Origin of the sequence: Agarivorans sp. QJM3NY_30, from assembly GCF_050870855.2 — a bacterium.
GTDB lineage: Bacteria > Pseudomonadota > Gammaproteobacteria > Enterobacterales > Celerinatantimonadaceae > Agarivorans.
Genome location: NZ_CP194038.2, coordinates 1,490,546 through 1,506,607, shown reverse-complemented (window position 1 = coordinate 1,506,607; position 16,062 = coordinate 1,490,546). Strand labels below are relative to the sequence as shown.

The 16,062-nt window shown below is 48.0% G+C and carries 18 protein-coding genes; 17 read left to right on the top strand and 1 reads right to left on the bottom strand.

Annotated features, from left to right (window positions below; genetic code table 11):
* Nucleotides 1-101: 101 nt before the first annotated feature.
* From yidA to ACRRSX_RS06825, 17 genes are all read left to right on the top strand, one after another.
* Complete coding sequence (yidA, locus tag ACRRSX_RS06905) at nt 102-926, top strand: sugar-phosphatase (protein ID WP_432453933.1); 825 nt, start codon at nt 102-104, stop codon at nt 924-926.
* Between the two features lie 720 nt (nt 927-1,646).
* The gene (locus ACRRSX_RS06900) at nt 1,647-2,513 is read left to right on the top strand and encodes a PhzF family phenazine biosynthesis protein (RefSeq protein ID WP_432453934.1); all 867 of its coding nucleotides are present in this window, start codon (nt 1,647-1,649) and stop codon (nt 2,511-2,513) included.
* Between the two features lie 524 nt (nt 2,514-3,037).
* The gene (gene phnC, locus ACRRSX_RS06895) at nt 3,038-3,862 is read left to right on the top strand and encodes a phosphonate ABC transporter ATP-binding protein (protein ID WP_432453935.1); all 825 of its coding nucleotides are present in this window, start codon (nt 3,038-3,040) and stop codon (nt 3,860-3,862) included.
* A 25-nt stretch (nt 3,863-3,887) separates the two neighbouring features.
* Nucleotides 3,888-4,895 (top strand): phosphonate ABC transporter substrate-binding protein, encoded by a 1,008-nt coding sequence (gene phnD / locus ACRRSX_RS06890; RefSeq protein ID WP_432453936.1) that lies wholly within the window; start codon nt 3,888-3,890, stop codon nt 4,893-4,895.
* Between the two features lie 68 nt (nt 4,896-4,963).
* Nucleotides 4,964-5,752 carry a phosphonate ABC transporter, permease protein PhnE gene (gene phnE, locus ACRRSX_RS06885; RefSeq protein WP_432453937.1) on the top strand — a complete coding sequence of 263 codons (789 nt, stop codon included), beginning with the start codon at nt 4,964-4,966 and terminating at the stop codon, nt 5,750-5,752.
* A gap of 12 nt (nt 5,753-5,764) precedes the next feature.
* A complete protein-coding gene (phnF, locus tag ACRRSX_RS06880; protein WP_432453938.1) occupies nt 5,765-6,463 on the top strand; it encodes a phosphonate metabolism transcriptional regulator PhnF in 699 nt (232 codons plus the stop codon).
* On the top strand, nt 6,460-6,924 hold the full coding sequence (phnG, locus tag ACRRSX_RS06875) for a phosphonate C-P lyase system protein PhnG (RefSeq protein WP_432453939.1): 465 nt from the start codon (nt 6,460-6,462) through the stop codon (nt 6,922-6,924). Before phnF ends, phnG begins: the two co-directional genes overlap by 4 nt.
* Nucleotides 6,924-7,517 carry a phosphonate C-P lyase system protein PhnH gene (phnH, locus tag ACRRSX_RS06870; protein WP_432453940.1) on the top strand — a complete coding sequence of 198 codons (594 nt, stop codon included), beginning with the start codon at nt 6,924-6,926 and terminating at the stop codon, nt 7,515-7,517. The genes phnG and phnH overlap by 1 nt, the downstream gene beginning before the upstream one ends.
* Entirely contained in the window at nt 7,517-8,653 is a 1,137-nt protein-coding gene (locus tag ACRRSX_RS06865) for a carbon-phosphorus lyase complex subunit PhnI (RefSeq protein WP_432453941.1), read from the top strand. The genes phnH and ACRRSX_RS06865 overlap by 1 nt, the downstream gene beginning before the upstream one ends.
* Complete coding sequence (locus tag ACRRSX_RS06860) at nt 8,640-9,530, top strand: alpha-D-ribose 1-methylphosphonate 5-phosphate C-P-lyase PhnJ (RefSeq protein ID WP_432453942.1); 891 nt, start codon at nt 8,640-8,642, stop codon at nt 9,528-9,530. Before ACRRSX_RS06865 ends, ACRRSX_RS06860 begins: the two co-directional genes overlap by 14 nt.
* A complete protein-coding gene (phnK, locus tag ACRRSX_RS06855; RefSeq protein ID WP_432453943.1) occupies nt 9,523-10,377 on the top strand; it encodes a phosphonate C-P lyase system protein PhnK in 855 nt (284 codons plus the stop codon). The genes ACRRSX_RS06860 and phnK overlap by 8 nt, the downstream gene beginning before the upstream one ends.
* 22 nt (nt 10,378-10,399) lie before the next feature.
* Nucleotides 10,400-11,101 (top strand): phosphonate C-P lyase system protein PhnL, encoded by a 702-nt coding sequence (gene phnL, locus ACRRSX_RS06850; protein WP_432453944.1) that lies wholly within the window; start codon nt 10,400-10,402, stop codon nt 11,099-11,101.
* Nucleotides 11,102-11,105: 4 nt separating this feature from the next.
* Nucleotides 11,106-12,242: an alpha-D-ribose 1-methylphosphonate 5-triphosphate diphosphatase gene (gene phnM / locus ACRRSX_RS06845; protein WP_432453945.1), complete on the top strand. Its 1,137-nt coding sequence runs from the start codon at nt 11,106-11,108 to the stop codon at nt 12,240-12,242.
* Nucleotides 12,239-12,850, top strand: coding sequence for a ribose 1,5-bisphosphokinase (gene phnN, locus ACRRSX_RS06840; protein WP_432453946.1), 612 nt, complete (start codon nt 12,239-12,241; stop codon nt 12,848-12,850). Before phnM ends, phnN begins: the two co-directional genes overlap by 4 nt.
* Nucleotides 12,847-13,602, top strand: coding sequence for a phosphonate metabolism protein PhnP (phnP, locus tag ACRRSX_RS06835; RefSeq protein ID WP_432453947.1), 756 nt, complete (start codon nt 12,847-12,849; stop codon nt 13,600-13,602). The genes phnN and phnP overlap by 4 nt, the downstream gene beginning before the upstream one ends.
* A 330-nt stretch (nt 13,603-13,932) precedes the next feature.
* A complete protein-coding gene (locus ACRRSX_RS06830; RefSeq protein ID WP_432453948.1) occupies nt 13,933-14,394 on the top strand; it encodes a carboxymuconolactone decarboxylase family protein in 462 nt (153 codons plus the stop codon).
* Between the two features lie 40 nt (nt 14,395-14,434).
* Nucleotides 14,435-15,187: a helix-turn-helix domain-containing protein gene (locus tag ACRRSX_RS06825; protein WP_432453949.1), complete on the top strand. Its 753-nt coding sequence runs from the start codon at nt 14,435-14,437 to the stop codon at nt 15,185-15,187.
* 43 nt (nt 15,188-15,230) lie between these two features.
* On the opposite strand, the gene ACRRSX_RS06820 is transcribed toward ACRRSX_RS06825, so the two are convergent.
* Nucleotides 15,231-16,034, bottom strand: coding sequence for a helix-turn-helix domain-containing protein (locus ACRRSX_RS06820; RefSeq protein ID WP_432453950.1), 804 nt, complete (start codon nt 16,032-16,034; stop codon nt 15,231-15,233).
* Nucleotides 16,035-16,062: the final 28 nt, after the last annotated feature.

The following is a 16,062-nucleotide window of genomic DNA, read 5'->3' as shown; positions in this document are numbered from 1 at the left end:
ATCATCCACCATTTTGTGTAGAATTGCCCCCTCCTAGACAGTATTAGCCCTTAGCTATGCAAGCTGTCTGTCGATTACACTCACTAAAGGTCTGCCGAAATATGATTAAACTTATCGCCCTAGATATGGATGGCACGCTTCTCAATGACGAGAAAAAAATCACCCCACGTACTTATCAGGCGATTCAAGCTGCCAAACAAGCAGGCGCTAAAGTTGTTTTAGCCTCTGGACGTCCTCTAGCAGGGATCCAGCCCTACTTAGAGCAACTTGGCTTAACCAGCAACGAAGACTTTGTGATTTCATACAACGGTTCTTTAGTTCAGAGAGTAGGCAATGGTGAGGTTTTGCACACCACATCATTAACAGGGAGTGATGCAAAAGCGCTCACCGCGATTGCTCAAAAACTCGGTGTATTTATGCATGCTTTCTCTACTCGCCAAGGATTAATCACCCCACAGCACAATCCATGGACCAATCTTGAATCGTCAATTAATGGTATCGAAGTGAACCAGGTCGACTTTGCAGACTTAATCGATGACGAAGCCTTAACCAAGATCATGTTTGTGGCAGAGCAAACGGTTCTTGACCAAGCCATTGCAAATTTGCCTTCCGAATTACGTCAGCAATACACTGTGGTTCGTAGCGCCCCACATTTTCTTGAGTTTTTACATCGAGACAGTAACAAAGGGGTCGGGGTGGCTCATCTCGCAACACTACTCGATCTAGATGCGAAGCAAGTCATGTGCGCCGGAGACGCTGATAACGATCGTCACATGCTGCAATTTGCCGGATTAGCCGTTGCCATGGGCAATGCCGATGACGATATCAAAGCCATTGCCGACTATATCGCGCCCAGCAATTTAAACGATGGTGTTGCGGTGGCCATCGAGCAACATGTACTCACCGCGCAGAGTCTAAGCGCCTAAGACCGCGATTAGCTGTATTCAAAATGAGCTGGGCAGGTAGCCACTAGTGCATACCTGCCCAAGGTTTGTTAGAGCGTTGAAAGCTTGTATCATGATTCACTATCTTTACGAGGTTTTCACCAATAAAGAAAAATACCAAAGCGGCTCGCCAACCATGAGATGCAATATGATTGCAATGCCTTGTGGCCACGATTCATCCACATTCATAGTACTTAGCAATCAATTTAGGGGCTATCTTGCTGAGACACTTATAATGCTGAGTGAAGGTATTCAGCAACGAAGAGCTGAAAAACAGCCTAGTTGTAATACGGGAATAGCCTCATCAGGCAGTTATTCGCGCGATTCAAAGTACTCCTTAAGCATGAAAATAATAATTAAAGAATTTGTTTCAATTTTTAATGCGTTTTAATCTCAAACCTGACGCAATAGCGCAGCATTTGGGCTCGATATTTATAAGAAATGCCGCCCGCCGAAATATCCACAGATGGAGAGAATGCCCTTGCCATTCAAGACTCCTTAGCGTTTAATTCTCAAACTGAGAGCAAGCGGTGAACGTCCTAAAAAGGACTTTCCGCTCATTTCTTCATGCCATACCGGGCGTACAATAGTTTATCAATCGATCCCTTTTGCAGCGCTGCGTTTTGCCACTTGACTGCAAAACACCACTGCGCAAAAAAAATCAGATGACGGGTAAGATCTTATACGGAGACACAAATAGTTATGAATGTTGAAGCTTTTTTGGTTAACTCCTTTACGGCCAATGGACGCGGAGGAAATCCTGCCGGCGTAGTATTGCACGCCGATAAACTGTCGAATCAAGAAAAGCTAGAAATAGCGCAAGCCGTTGGCTATTCAGAAACGGCCTTTGTTTCTCAAGATGACGAAGTCGACTTTGAATTGTCTTTTTTCACTATAACGGGTGAAGTTGATTTCTGTGGACACGCAACTTTAGCAGCATTCTCAATCATGCATCAAAAAGGAGTCATCACTGAGGGGCAATATGTTCAGAGGACAAAAGCAGGCTTACTCACGGTGACAATAGAGTCGAATGGTCATATAGTGATGGAGCAGAAGCTACCTGAATATCGCGAGGAATTTGCTTATCAGGAGGTCTCAGAGTTGATTGGAATTGACGTAAAAATTCTAGAAACAACTCAACTACCCATCGAGGTCGTTTCAACCGGCTTACACGATCTTATCGTTCCTGTGCCATTGGGATATCTAGATAGAATTCAGGTCAATCAACATTTACTCAGTGAATTCTGTAAAAAATATGATCTCGTTGGTCTGCATGCTTTTGAACTGTGCGAAAAAGCAAGCAAACTAACGGCGAGTTGTCGTAATTTTGCGCCTTTATTTGGGATAGCAGAAGAATCCGCCACGGGCAGTGCTAGTGGTGCATTAGCCTGTTACTTAACCAAACATCTTCGCGATGAACATAGCGATCACTTTACTTTTGAACAAGGTAGAGTCATGAACTGTGTTTCAATCATTACGGCTTCAGTCGAGCGCCAGCAATTAGATATCTCTAAAGTGATGGTGGGTGGTTTTGCGCAACAGATTGGACAACAGCAAATCTCCGTATAATCGAGTAACCGAAGGTATTTAGCCTCCGCCTCCACAATACTCTGTTGCAACTCAATAGCGTCAATAGGGGCCAGCAAAGCGATAGGCCCAGGCTTAGTATTTTCGGTTTGATTTCATTTTGGGCTTGCGGTGCAAGGGCTTAGTTTGAGAAGCCGCGGCCTCCCCCCAGCAAAGCGATGTCACACATTAGAATGAGGATATTGGTTGCTGAACGAAAAGCGGGGAGTCAGCTTGATGACCGCTCTGGCATTGGCCTTCAGCTCGCGGCAAACACCGCGCAATCATTGACATCTCAGGCATCCATTGATGGGATCGGTTGTAGATTTCCGCCATTCCCACCACACTTAGTTTACAAAGCATGTCCCCCTACTCTTTACAAGACGGCTATCGCCACCTTCGCAACGCATTGATGTTTTTTTAGTCACTCAATTGCCATAAATACGTCACCCAAGTGACATGTCTAGATAAGCTAACTGTCACATTCGTTGATTAACTTATGCTCAAACCAACTACGAGATTGTGTCATGAGCAAACAAGTCATCGCCGTAAAACAGCTCCATAAGCACTTTGCGACGAATCATGCTTTGCAGAATATTAACCTGAGTGTTGAGCAAGGTGAAATGGTCGCCCTGCTTGGTCCCTCTGGCTCAGGGAAATCGACATTACTACGTCACCTCAATGGCTTAATCACCAGCGATAAAAATAGTCAGGGTTACATCGAAGTTCTAGGCACCCCAGTGCAACGGAATGGTAAATTTTGTAAAACCGTACGGCAAAGCCGTAGCCAAACTGGTTACATCTTTCAGCAGTTTAATCTGGTCTCTCGCCTAAGTGTATTACACAACGTATTAATTGGAGCGCTTAGTGCGACCCCACTTTGGCGCAGCCTCAGCGGGCGTTTTACCTCGTCACAAAAGCAACAGGCTTTAGTCGCGCTAAAACGTGTCGGTCTGGAGCAGTTTGCCCAACAACGTGTTTCGACGCTTTCTGGTGGTCAGCAACAGCGAGTGGCAATTGCCCGCGCCTTGATGCAGCAAGCCAAGATTATTTTGGCCGATGAGCCCATCGCCTCATTAGACCCAGAATCATCACGAATCGTGATGGAAATCCTCACCGATATTAACCAACAGGAAGGCATCGCGGTGGTGGTGACCTTACACCAGGTTGACTACGCCAAACGCTATTGCCCGAGAGTTGTCGCCTTAAAACGTGGCGAAATTTTTTACGACGGTCCAAGCCAAAATTTAACAGAAGCCAGCTTGGCAGCCTTGTATGGCTCAAGCTTGGATCCCAGCAATACCGAAGCACAAGATCTCGCAGTACCACAACCATGGCCACAGATGGCCTAATCCATAAATGAAGGAGATAGATGGCATGTTACAGTTTATTAAGCAGACCGCCTTTGCAAGCGCAATGCTCGCAGCAACGTTCGGTTCCCCCCTCGTGTCAGCGGCTGACAAAGCGCAGGACACTATCAATTTTGGGATCATTTCTACCGAATCTCAGCAAAATTTAAAAACTACATGGACCCCGTTTCTAGAGGCCATGGAGCAACAAACTGGTTATAAAATAAAGGCATTTTTTGCGCCTGATTACGCTGGTATCATTCAAGGTATGCGGTTTGATAAAGTCGACGTAGCCTGGTACGGCAATAAATCAGCCATGGAAGCGGTAGACCGTGCCGGTGGTGAAATTTTTGCGCAAACCGTCGACGTGACCGGCAACCCTGGTTACTGGAGTGTCTTAGTCACTCATAAAGACAGCCCCTTGAATAACTTAGAAGATGTGATTGCTCATCGTAGCGAACTCACCTTCGGCAACGGCGATCCCAATTCCACCTCTGGCTTCTTAGTCCCCTCCTACTACGTCTTTGCCGAACACAACATTTCGGTCGCAGATTTTAAACGCAGCATGAATTCGGGCCACGAAGCCAACGCTTTAGCTGCCGCCGCAAAACAAGTTGACGTTGCCACCGGAAATACCGAAAACATGGACCGCTTGAAGGTCACCGCTCCCGACAAGTTCGCCCAATTAAAAGTGATTTGGAAATCACCACTGATCCCATCAGACCCCATCGTTTGGCGAAAAAACCTTCCCGAAAGCGTTAAAGATAAAGTTTACAGCTTCTTCATGAACTACGGCAAATCGGGTGATGCTAAGCAACTCGCGGTACTCAGATCACTACAGTGGGCTCCTTTCAAAGCCTCTAGCGACTTGCAACTATTACCCATCCGCCAATTGGTGTTGTTCAAAAACCGCCTCAAGCTTGAGCATGACAGCAAATTGTCAAAAGCTGAAAAAGCCGCCGAACTATCGGTGATCGACGCCCAACTCGCCGATTTAAGTCGCCAGCAAAACGCGATTACCGCAATGGCGCAATAGGCTCTTGTAAGCTGAGCTTCGGCTCAGCTTCTCTTTCAGCAACTTATCTAGACATCTTGAGAAAGCTTATGAAACTCGATGCGATGCTCACCGATCAATCCGCGCGCCCGTCTTGGCTTACCTTGTCAATTTGGGCCCTAGTGCTGGCAGGCCTCAGCTGGAGCTGGCAAGGTGCTGAAATTGCACCAATGAAGCTATATAACGACGCGGGCAATATGGCCGAGCTAGCCAGTGACTTCTTTCCGCCCGATTTTAGTGACCTCAGCTACTACCTCGAAGAAATGCTGATTACCCTACATATCGCCATTTGGGGCACCCTGTTCTCAATCATTTTAGCAGTGCCCTTCGGTTTAATGTGCGCCGAAAACATGGTCCCAACATCGGTTTGTCTAGCCATGCGTCGGCTAATGGATGCCGCCCGAGCGATTAACGAAATGGTTTTTGCCATGTTGTTTGTGGTGACTGTGGGCTTGGGCCCCTTTGCTGGCGTAATGGCATTATTCATTCACACCACCGGCGTGTTAGCCAAGCTGTTCTCGGAAGCCGTTGAAGCGATTGATCCAGGCCAAGTAGAAGGGGTGCGCGCCACTGGTGCCAATAAACTCGAAGAAATTGTTTATGGCGTGATCCCACAAGTGCTCCCACTATGGATCTCCTTCTCCTTGTATCGCTTCGAGTCTAATGTGCGATCGGCCACAGTCGTGGGCATGGTGGGTGCGGGCGGCATCGGCGTGATCTTATGGGAGAGCATTCGTGGCTTTATGTTTCCTCAAACCTGCGCGGTAATGCTGATCATCGTGGTCACAGTAAGCCTGTTGGATTTTGTTTCCCAACGGATCCGTAAACTGTTTATTTAGTCGAGTCTGCTCATGCCGCGCTATCAAGAAATTGCTCTCAGCCTCGAAAAAGAAATTAGCAGTGCTTATCAGGCAGGCCAATACCTTCCCCCCGAGCAACGCTTAGCGGAACGCTATCAAGTCAATCGGCATACACTGCGCCGCGCCATTGACCAATTGGTGCTAAAAGGTTGGTTGCTGCGCCAACAGGGCAAAGGCGTGCTGGTACTCAGTCAGCCAGTGCGTTATCCGCTGCATTCGGGGGCAAAATTCACCGATAACCTGCTCAATGCCGGAGCAAAGCCCAATAGTCGGCTGCTTAGTTGCATCCGTAGTAACGCTAACCAACAGGTGGCAAATAATTTAGAGATTGCGCTAGCCAGCCCGATAATTCAACTCAAAACCTTGCGCTTTATCGACCAGATCCCAATCAGTATCGTATTTCATCACCTGCGTTTGGGTGAACACGAAAGCCAACTCGGCCGCTACCAACAGGGTTCATTACATCACTTTTTGGCCCAGCACTGCGCCATCAATTTACGCCGTAAACACACGGTGATTGGCGCGCAACTTCCTAATAATGAAGACTGCGCCTGCCTACAAATTGATCCCAGTAAACCGCTACTCCGCTTACAAACCGTCAATATCGACCAACAACAGCAACCCTTCGAGTTTTCAATTTCCCACATTAGAGCCGAGTTAGTTGAACTCAGCTTGGAGCATACATCATGAGTCACACCACGCCTTCCCCACAACAAACTGCTCGCCAACACTGGATGGCAATACTCGCTAACGCCCCCTTTTCCGAGCTAGAACAACGCTGGAGAAAACTCAAACTAGACCCGCCCTGTGAAGTGATCCGACAACCCGAAATTGGCTTGGCAAAGATTCAAGGTCGAGTGGGAGGCAATGGCGAGCGTTTCAATTTAGCAGAGACCACCATGACTCGGGCAGCGGTGCGTTTAGTCGATGGCACCACCGGTTATAGCTACTTACGGGGACGCGCGAAACAACATGCGCTGCTATCGGCGCTAATCGATGCACTGTTACAGCAAGCATCCACCGCACCGGTATTACAAGAAGCGATTATTCAACCTCTCGCAGAGCTACAACAGTTGGCGAGGCAACAAGTCGCCGAACAAGCGGCTCAATCGAAGGTCGATTTTTTCACTGTCGTTCGGGGAGAAGACTAATGCTGCAAATAGAAACTGGTTTTGCGCAACCCGTCCACCATGCTCAACACTGTTTTCGGCAAATCCTTAAAGCTTTCAGTGAACCGGGTAGCCGGGTCTCGCTTGATAAACACCGCGGTTTTGCGCCACTAAATCCTGCCGCCAGCCAAGTCATTATGAGCCTGTGTGATCAACATACTGGCCTATACCTCAGTCCCGAATTAGCCAAACCGACTGACTTAGCACACGCGGTGGCAAACTTGGCGTTTCATAACGGTGTTCAAAGAACGACTCTCCAGCAAGCCGATTTTGTGGTCATCAACAGCACCCAAACCATTGATCTGATGCAGTGCAAAGCTGGCAGTGACATGAGTCCGGAGCACAGTGCAATGCTGCTGGTGCAAACTGAAGATTTAGACAGCGGCCCACGCTTTCGCTTAAGTGGACCGGGCATTCAGCACCCCATCATCCGACAGTTTGGCGAGCTTGGAGCAAGCCTGCTTGACTACCTATCCAAACCCAGCCACCACTACCCACTCGGCTTGGAATTTGTCTTCTGTCATCAACAATCCTTGCTGGCTATCAGTCGCACTACCCAATTGGAGCGTATCTAATGTATGTCGCAGTAAAAGGAGGCGAAAAAGCCATTGCCGCAGCACATCGGCTACAAGCGCAACGTCGCCGAGGTCATACGGACGTTGCCGAGCTAAGCGTCGCCCAAATCAGCCAACAATTGAGTCTAGCGGTCGAGCGAGTCATGACCGAAGGAGGGGTGTTTGATCCAGAGCTGGCCGCGCTGGCGATTAAGCAAGCCAGCGGCGATCAAATTGAAGCCATCTTCCTGCTACGCGCCTACCGAACCACCCTTCCCTCATTCGCGATATGTGAGCCCTTAGATACTGACCAAATGCGGGTTCAGCGGCGGATCTCAGCCAGCTATAAAGATCTGCCCGGCGGGCAGCAACTCGGACCAAGCTATGACTATAGTCATCGCCTACTCGACTTTAGTCTGCTCGCCGAAGGACACCCGCCGAGCCCCCCCGAGTCTGGCACCGATAAGCCCGCACCAAAAACTGCTGAGCAGCAGAATTTACAGCAAGACTCCCCCCCAGTAGAAGCTCAAAACTTTAGCCGAGTATTTGCCTTACTGGAACAACAAGGTCTGGCGATACCAGAAGTCGACCGCGGAGAAGAGCCCGCCGACCTCAGCCAACAAGCGATAAGCTATCCCTGTTCTCGTGCTGCGCGCCTACAACAATTGAGCCGCGGTGATGAGGGCTTCTTATTATCACTGGCCTACTCGACCCAACGAGGATACGGCCGTAACCACCCGTTTGCCGGAGAAATTCGCAGCGGTGAGGTCAATCTGCAGATCTGTCCTGAAGAGCTAGGGTTTAACATTGATATTGGCAGTATCGTCCTGACCGAATGCGAGATGATCAATGGCTTTGTGGCTGAGCAGGCGCAAGATCCTCATTTCACTCGCGGCTACGGCTTAGCTTTTGGTTTTAGTGAACGCAAAGCCATGGCTGTCGCCTTACTTGACCGCGCCCTGCAAGCACAACGCTATGACGAACCAGTGACCAGTCCGGCGCAAGATGAAGAATTTGTACTGGCCCACGCCGACAACGTGGAAGCGGCAGGCTTTGTCTCTCATTTAAAACTACCTCACTACGTCGATTTTCAGTCTGAATTAGAATTGTTACGTAAAATGCGCCAGCAACAGGAGAGCCAGTATGACCCGCTTTAGTCAACACACCGCGGCTATCACTGACGATGACCAGCAATATAACTTTGCCTATTTAGACGAACAAACCAAACGGATGATCCGCCGAGCCATCCTCAAAGGCGTTGCTATCCCCGGTTATCAAGTACCTTTTGGTGGCCGAGAAATGCCGATGCCCTATGGTTGGGGAACCGGAGGAATCATGCTTAGTGCATCAATTTTGGGCCAGACAGATGTGCTCAAGGTGATTGACCAAGGCGCCGATGACACCACTAACGCGGTTTCAATCCGGCAGTTTTTTGCCAAGGTGTGTGGCATAACCACCACCGAACAAACCGAGCAAGCCAGCGTAATCCAAACCCGGCATCGCATTCCCGAACAAACCCTCAGTAATGCACAAATTTTGGTGTTTCAGGTGCCGATCCCCGAACCCTTGCGGTTTATCGAACCGCGCGAAACCGAAACCAAAAAAATGCACGCTCTGGAAGAATACGGGTCAATGCAAGTCAAGCTCTACGAAGATATTGTGAACTATGGCTACATAGCCACCAGCTACGCTTACCCGGTCATGGTCCATGACCGCTACTTAATGGATCCCTCACCGATCCCTAAGTTTGATAACCCAAAACTCAATCTGTCGCCAGCCTTAATGATTTTTGGTGCCGGGCGAGAAAAACGTATTTACTGCATTCCACCCTACACCAAAGTGCGTAGCCTCGACTTCGAAGATCATCCCTTTTCCATTCAACATTGGGAGCAACCCTGCAGCATCTGTGGGAATAGCAATACCTTTCTAGACGAAGTATTGGTTGATGACCAAGGCCAGCGAGTATTTATTTGCTCCGACACCGACTTCTGCCAAAAACAACAAGCGGCTAGCGAAGGAGCCCAAGATGAATAAATTAGCCAGCCAGTTGGAGCAACATTGGCAGCCTCAATCGGCACCAACAGCCCCGAAAAACTCGCTTCAGAGCGAAGTCAGCCCATTACTCACCGCTCATAACTTAAGCATGCTCTACGCCCCAGAGAAAGGCTTTAAGGCGCTCGATTTAGAACTGTATCCGGGCGAAGTATTAGCGATTGTCGGCGAATCAGGCTCCGGTAAAACGACCCTACTCAAGAGCCTGTCGGGTCGCTTAACGCCCCAAAGTGGTCAGGTCAATTATCGCAACAATACCCAACAGTGGGCCAGTTTATATCATATTAGCGAAGCCGAACGCCGGCGTTTAATCCGCGCCAATTTTGGCATTGTGCACCAACACCCTATGGATGGCTTGCGGCCACGAGTCTCCGCAGGCGGAAACATTGGTGAGCGTCTAATGGAGGTCGGCTGGCGTAACTATGCACAGATACGCGAGCAAGCCATTTGCTGGCTCAAAGCAGTAGAGATCGATCCCAGCCGTATTGACGACCAACCGCTAACGTTTTCTGGCGGCATGCAGCAACGGCTGCAAATAGCCCGTAACTTAGTGACCCATCCTAAATTAGTGTTTATGGATGAACCCACCGGCGGCTTAGATGTTTCGGTGCAAGCCCGCTTGCTCGATTTAATTCGCAACTTAGTCACCGAACTGCAGCTAGCGGTGGTGATTGTCACCCATGATTTAGCAGTGGCCCGCTTATTAGCCCATCGGATCATGGTGATGAAGCAAGGTCAGGTGGTGGAAAGTGGCTTAAGCGATCGAGTACTGGATGACCCACGCCATCCATATACCCAATTGTTAGTTTCTTCGGTTCTTCAACAATAATACGCGCGATTGAGGAGTCACCATGCAAGCGCTTATGATAGCCAAAAACATCGATAAAACCTTTGTGTTACATAACCAAGGTGCGGCTCGCCTACCGGTACTGTGCCAGCAAAATCTGGAAATATATGGCGGTGAATGTTTAGTTCTCAACGGTAGCTCTGGCTCAGGAAAATCCAGTCTGCTGCGTTCGCTATACGGCAACTATCAAGTTGACCAAGGCCAATTACTGATCCGCCAAGGTGAACACTGGTTAGATATGGCGCAAGCCCAACCGCGCCAAATCATCGAGTTGCGCCGCCATACCATTGGCTGGGTCAGTCAATTTTTACGGGTGATCCCTCGCCTCTCGGCTCTGAATATCGTCATGCAGCCCATGCTCGAGAATGGCATCAGTGAATCATTGGCCCGCTCCAAGGCACAAACCCTATTAAGCCAATTGAATGTCCCCGAACGACTGTGGCACTTAGCCCCAGCGACATTCTCTGGCGGTGAACAGCAGCGGGTCAATATTGCCCGCGGCTTTGCCCTCGACTATCCAATTTTATTACTCGATGAACCCACCGCCTCACTAGATAAAGTGAATGCCCAACAAGTGGTGACATTGATCTTAGCCGCCAAACAACGTGGGGCAGCCATCGTTGGTATCTTTCACGACAACTGGGTTCGCGACCTCGTCGCCGACCGCCTACACCCAATGCAAGCCAGCCCTTCGTTAGCAGGATAATAAAATGATCATTACCAACGTAAATATGATTTTGGAACATGAAGTCGTGAAGGGCTCGCTAGAAGTAAAAGATGGCCGGATCATCGCACTCAGTGACACGCGAAGCCTACACTGCAGTGCGATTGACGGCGACGGAGCCTATCTTTTGCCGGGTTTAATCGAATTACATACCGACAACCTGGAAAAATTTTTTACGCCACGACCGAAGGTGAATTGGCCTGCTGGTTCAGCCATGGCAAGTCACGATGCCCTGATGGTTTCCAGTGGCATCACCACAGTACTAGACGCGATTGCATTGGGCTATATTAACGACCACGGCACCCGCTTAGCGAATCTAGAGCGCATGCTGCATACCATTGTCGATTCTCAACAACGCGGTGAAAATCGAGCCGAACATTTTCTGCATTTGCGCTGTGAACTCCCCAATGCCGATACCGCCAACATTTTCGAAACCTTGGTTGAGCAAGGGCCGGTCGCCATGGTCTCGTTGATGGATCATACGCCCGGACAACGCCAATTTATCGATAGCGAAAAATATCGTACCTATTACATGGGTAAATATGGCTTAAACGAACCAGCCATGGCGCGCTTTGAAGCAGAGCAAACCGAAGCCTCATTGCGCTGGTCCGATGCCAACCGCAAGCACATCGCAGCCGCAGCACGCGAGCGCGGTATTACTTTAGCCAGCCATGACGATGCCACCGTAGAGCATGTGCTGGAATCCGCCGCCTTAGGCTGTGCAATCGCCGAATTTCCAACCACCGTTGCCGCAGCGCAGGCCTCACGTCAAGCGGGTTTACAAGTGATGATGGGCGCGCCGAATATCGTGCGAGGCGGTTCACACTCAGGTAATGTGGCGGCGGCCGAATTAGCCAGTGAAGGCGTATTAAATATCCTATCCTCGGACTACTACCCTGCCAGTATGTTGGATGCAGCCTATCAGGTTGCGAAGATGGACAACAACCACTATAACCTATGTGAAGCCATTCAAATGGTGAGCCTTAAGCCTGCACAAACCCTCGGTATGGATGACCGAGGAAGTATTCATGAAAATAAACGTGCAGATCTGGTCTTAGCCAAGCCCAGCCAAGACCGCTTACGCGTCCTACAAGTATGGCGTGAAGGAGAGCGAGTATTTTGATATCTAATAGCTCATTAAGTAATGAAGTCATCGTCGGTGAAGCCAAGTTGTTTTATTTAGTTGGTCCCTCTGGTTCAGGTAAAGACAGCATCATAGATGGTTTGCGGGAGCAATTAAAAGCCGATAGTAACTTACTGATTGCTCACCGCTACATCACCCGAGCAGCAGATAGCGGCGGTGAAAACCACATCGCCTTAAGTTTACCGGAATATACCCACCGCAAACGTAGCGGCTTATTTGCCATGGACTGGCAAGCCAATGGCTGCCATTACGCCGTGGGAAACGAAGTAAACACCTGGCTCAGTATGGGGTTTTCGGTATTATTCAATGGCTCACGTCAACAAATAGACCTCGCCAGAGACTTATTCGGAGAACGTTTAAGAGTGATTGTCCTAGAGGTAGAACAAGATGTATTAGCCGAACGTTTACGCAAACGGGGCCGAGAACAAGAACATTCAATTACTGCTCGGCTGCGGCGTAACCAGCAATACCAAACCAATCTACAACAAGAATTCTGGCGACTAGATAACAACCGCAGTTTAGCCGTCACCGTGAAGAAATTACTCAAGTATATCGATACCCAAACTAGCGAGTTATATATCACATGAAACTCACCTTATTAGGCACTGGCAACGTCCAAGCGGCGCCACTTTACGGCTGTGATTGTATCGCCTGTAAGCGCGCTCAAAAAAATCCCAGCTTAAGCCGTCAACTCAGTTCAGCGGTATTAGAAGTCAATGGTAAGTGTTTACTCATCGATGCCAATCATCCACAACTACAAAGCCGTTTTCCCGCTAACTCTATCGATGCCATTCTCCTGACCCACTATCATATGGATCATGTGCAAGCGCTGTTTGATTTACGCTGGGGAATTGCCGACCCCATCCCAATTTATCAACCGAACGACCCCAATGGTTGCGATGATTTATTCAAACACCCAGGCATCCTCGATTTTCAGCAAGCGAACAAAGCTTATTCTCGATTTCAGTTGGCTGACATCGAGATTATGCCGCTCACCCTTAACCACTCAAAACCAACCTTGGGCTATCTATTTAGCAGCATTCAAGGACAGATTGCCTATCTAACCGATACCGCAGGGATCCCCGATCCAAGCTGGCAACAACTGCTGCGACATCAGCCCGATTATGTCGTGATCGATTGTAGCTATTCACCACTGCAACACTCCCCCAACCACAATAATCTCTACGATGTATTTGAGTTCGCCCACGCCATGCCCGACACTCAGTGGGTGCTTAGTCATATCGGACACGAATTAGACAGTTTTCTACACCAATACAGCGGCGAGTTGCCCAGCAATGTCCAAGTGGGTCACGACGATATGCAGCTAACACTGGAGTAAGCGGCTTATCGATCAACCTCGAGGGGCATCTTGCTCCAAGTGATCGCTTCAGCGCCTTCTCCCATATTGCTGAAAGCGCTAATCACTGTGATAGAAATGCTTGAGGCAAATCGTTAAGCGTATATGTTCGACCAAGTGTTTACGAAGCATCTGCTGTTTCACGCATACTGCGAAGCAGACCAAATGCTCACGCTTGCCACTCCCCTACCAATGCCACATCAGCCTGCTTGCAGATCCAGAGATCTGCAGATCAATCGCAACATGTCGCAAATATTCAATAAACATTGAAAGCTATCGGTTATTTTCAACACTCAACATGGAGAAAAAACGATGACTAAGCGATTAAACTATTTTTCAAGCTCACCTCAGGCAATGCAGATATTGCTCGAACAAGAAAACTATCTTCACCAGCAATTTAGTCACTCCAATTCGGTGAATATCACCACTTGGGAATTGCTGAAACTAAGGGTTTCACAAATCAACCAATGTGCCTTCTGTATTGATATGCATAGCAAAGACGCCCTTAAATTGGGAGAGCGCCCAGAGCGGATATATGGCTTAAGTGCCTGGATGGATATGCCCTTATATTCCGAACTTGAACGTGCGGCATTACAATGGGCGGAATTGATCACATCAAATCGACCCGTCACAGAAGCCGCCTATAAACAGGCTCTAGCAATGTTTGGCGAACAAAGTTTGGTTGATTTGACAATCGCGGTGAATGCGATTAATAGTTGGAATCGGATCTCCAAAACCTTTAAACCCGAGGTAGGGAATTATCAACCAAACTAATCAAGCGCTCCGATCTGCTGAGTCTCCCTTTGATTTCAGGTTGTTTCAACCAAAAGGGAGCTTAGCGCACTATGTTCAAGGGATCTGGTCAGCCTCGGTTCCGGCCACTCCAGGGAAGAACATGACAAAGTGGCTACAAGCTGATGCTTGTAGCGGCATCATGTTTATTTTAGCTGGAAGTGTTGAATTTGATGGCATTCCATATTCGGCAAAAGCGCTGCTGCTACCGATAAGCAAACAAGCACACACCATAATGCTCTCTTCGGGGACTCAAGTCGCGGGAGTTCGTTTTCAGCCTGGTATTAGTGTCGATATATTACGCACTCAATTCGAGCAATCGGTAGCACAGCAAGATAATAAACAGCAACGCTGGCTGCAGCGAATGGCAAACCGCCTGCAGTATACGCCTCATCACCAAGCTCGAATTACAGCACTCTATAAATGGTTGAATAATACCGTTGATATTTGCCAATGCATTCCAGCCTCAGTATTGCGCTGTTTGCAGGTGATTCAGAACGCCAACAATAACCAGCTCTCGAAGAGTGGTATGCCACTGAGTCAACGTCAAATCGAGCGTCAATTTCAAAAATGGGTAGGTATAAGCCCCAAACAATGCCAAAGAATATTGCGGGTCAAAAAAACCATCGAACATCTCAAACACAAACCTAATAGCAACTTAGTCACATTGGCATTGGATTATGGATTTTCAGATCAATCTCATATGACCAGAGAATTTGCACAAATCGCTAAAATCACACCCAAACGTTACTGTAAACGGATCGCGAGCAAATGATGTTTAACAGCGAGGAGTAAAATATTGTCAGTTCTCTAAGTGGTTAAAGTGTATGGCTTTTATAGGCGCTCGGGCTTTGACCAGTAATGCATTTAAACTTGGTACTGAAGTAATTACTATCGTTATAACCCACCCGATAAGCAACATCAGTAATTGAAAGACCCGTTTCGATTAAAGTCATCGCTTTTCTAATTCGTAATTGGTTCAAAAACTTATTGGTCGAAGAGCCTGTGAGCTGCGATATCTTATTGCTTAAGGCTCGTGAACTGACCTGAAAAGAATCACAGATCTGCTGCACCGAAAGATCCTGTTCTCTATAATTATTAATCAGAAAAACAATGGCATTCATTAAGGGGGAATTATCAATCTGAGTCATGTTCAAACGATCTATCGTCAACAACAACTGCTCAAACATTAACGACACCATCACCTCAGAATGTTTATACTCGCGTTGCTGCTCAATACGCATATTATCCGCTATTGCCAAAATAGGCTCAAATGAGTCTTCGGTGATTAATAGATTGGTCGCACCATCCTCTAAATGTTTAATCACATTCACTGCTTTAGGACTTAGATTGAGCTGATGTTTGTTATAGAGAATATTGACCAAGGTGACATCACGATTATCCACGTACTGATGGTAATCATTGTCGCTGACGCAAGCCAAAGTATTTGGCAACACCACTTTCTGCAAGCCATTTACAATATGTACACCACTACCAGCACTGACTAAAATAAGCTCAGAAAAGTCGTGACAGTGTTCTGGGTAATCAAATTGAGGGTCACGATTCAACACCTTAATACTAGATTTTGTTCCAACAAATTCTTCTGATTTTAGATGTAACATTCGCTTCCCCCGTCATTTTGAATGATTA

Coding starts and splice junctions, on each gene's coding strand:
- phnP (WP_432453947.1), top strand. CDS start 12,847: ATGAAACTCACCTTATTAGGCACTGGCAACGTCCAAGCGGCGCCACTT.
- ACRRSX_RS06865 (WP_432453941.1), top strand. CDS start 7,517: ATGTATGTCGCAGTAAAAGGAGGCGAAAAAGCCATTGCCGCAGCACAT.
- phnH (WP_432453940.1), top strand. CDS start 6,924: ATGCTGCAAATAGAAACTGGTTTTGCGCAACCCGTCCACCATGCTCAA.
- ACRRSX_RS06830 (WP_432453948.1), top strand. CDS start 13,933: ATGACTAAGCGATTAAACTATTTTTCAAGCTCACCTCAGGCAATGCAG.
- phnK (WP_432453943.1), top strand. CDS start 9,523: ATGAATAAATTAGCCAGCCAGTTGGAGCAACATTGGCAGCCTCAATCG.
- ACRRSX_RS06820 (WP_432453950.1), bottom strand. CDS start 16,034: ATGTTACATCTAAAATCAGAAGAATTTGTTGGAACAAAATCTAGTATT.
- phnL (WP_432453944.1), top strand. CDS start 10,400: ATGCAAGCGCTTATGATAGCCAAAAACATCGATAAAACCTTTGTGTTA.
- ACRRSX_RS06900 (WP_432453934.1), top strand. CDS start 1,647: ATGAATGTTGAAGCTTTTTTGGTTAACTCCTTTACGGCCAATGGACGC.
- yidA (WP_432453933.1), top strand. CDS start 102: ATGATTAAACTTATCGCCCTAGATATGGATGGCACGCTTCTCAATGAC.
- phnF (WP_432453938.1), top strand. CDS start 5,765: ATGCCGCGCTATCAAGAAATTGCTCTCAGCCTCGAAAAAGAAATTAGC.
- phnG (WP_432453939.1), top strand. CDS start 6,460: ATGAGTCACACCACGCCTTCCCCACAACAAACTGCTCGCCAACACTGG.
- ACRRSX_RS06860 (WP_432453942.1), top strand. CDS start 8,640: ATGACCCGCTTTAGTCAACACACCGCGGCTATCACTGACGATGACCAG.
- phnE (WP_432453937.1), top strand. CDS start 4,964: ATGAAACTCGATGCGATGCTCACCGATCAATCCGCGCGCCCGTCTTGG.
- phnC (WP_432453935.1), top strand. CDS start 3,038: ATGAGCAAACAAGTCATCGCCGTAAAACAGCTCCATAAGCACTTTGCG.
- phnD (WP_432453936.1), top strand. CDS start 3,888: ATGTTACAGTTTATTAAGCAGACCGCCTTTGCAAGCGCAATGCTCGCA.
- phnM (WP_432453945.1), top strand. CDS start 11,106: ATGATCATTACCAACGTAAATATGATTTTGGAACATGAAGTCGTGAAG.